Source organism: Streptomyces pseudovenezuelae, assembly GCF_001513955.1.
Taxonomy (GTDB): domain Bacteria; phylum Actinomycetota; class Actinomycetes; order Streptomycetales; family Streptomycetaceae; genus Streptomyces; species Streptomyces pseudovenezuelae.
Genome location: NZ_KQ948151.1, coordinates 52343 through 53530, shown reverse-complemented (window position 1 = coordinate 53530; position 1188 = coordinate 52343). Strand labels below are relative to the sequence as shown.

Below are 1188 nucleotides of genomic sequence, written 5' to 3'. Positions count from 1 at the left end.
CGCACCGTTCAGCCCCGCGGCGCCCCCGCCGATCACCACCGCGTCAACGGTCCCCTCGGCCAGTGCGTCGCTCGCGTACGGAGGAGTCGCCACAGCCATGGTCTCCAGCCTTTCCTTGTCAGTCATGGTTCGGTCAGCCCTTCGAGTTCCGGGCGGTTGCAGGGGGGTCAGCTGTTCAGAAAGCCGAGGATGTGGTCGGCAACTGTCTTTGGCTGTCCGAGGTGCAGGAAGTGCCCTGCCCCGGGTCATGGCCCCGTACAGGTAGAGCGACGGGACGGTGAGGCGCCAGGCGTGCACGCAGCCTGTCCGGTGAGCTCAGGACGGTTATGTACTGAACAGTCAGAAACCTAGGCGGTTCTGTACTGAGTTGTCAAGTGCGGTCGGCTTGGGCCGCATCTTTCTGAGCTGGAAGGATGTATGTCATGCAGAAGAAGGTGGATCCCGAGCTGAGGGCCCGAGCCGTCCGGCTGGTGCTGTAGCACCAGCCGAATACCCGACCAAATACCGCAGCGGTACTGACGGTGCCCAAGCAGGTCGGGGTAGGCAGAAGTCGTCGTGGCGCCGGGGCGCTCAGGCCGAGATTGACGGTGGCGAGGCGCCCGGGGTCACGATCGAGGAGAACGAGGAGATCCGCCGGCTGCGTGAGGACGTGGCGATCCTGAAGGCGGCTACAACCTTCTTCGTCGGGGAGCTCACCCCCCGCAACGGCTGATGATGTCCTTCATCGACGAACACCGCTCAACTGACGGTTCTGACCGACCGGGTTGAAGGTTGCACGCTGGTCACCGGGCGGAGATCCGCCCCATCCCGGAGTCCACAGTCCACAACAGCGCCATGTCAGAGTCCGCCCCGCTCCGCCCATCCCAGTGGTCTCGCCGTGAGGGTCGAGTGATCCGCTACTCGGCCCATGCCGCGATCCGTTTCGCGATCGCCTCGGGGGCCTCGATGTGCAGGAAGTGATCGACGTCGAGGACGGTGCCCGTGCGACGGGGCCGGCCGTGCCCTTGTCAGTGGTGGCGCGGGCGGGGGAGCAGGGCGAAGGCGCTCTCCGCGATCGAGGTCAGGCGGTCGGAGCTATGACCGGCCGCGCCCATGACATCGGCGCCGCGGATGATGGTCAGCAGGAGGTAGGCGAGGTCGTCGGGGTCCGCGTCGGGGTCGATGTCGCCGTTGCGCTGGGCCGCTCGT

At 66.3% G+C, this 1188-nt stretch carries 1 pseudogene; it reads right to left on the bottom strand.

The window, feature by feature from the left end:
• Window positions 1-1007: 1007 nt before the first annotated feature.
• Window positions 1008-1188: pseudogene (locus AQI94_RS43355) on the bottom strand (TetR/AcrR family transcriptional regulator); the annotation flags it as partial.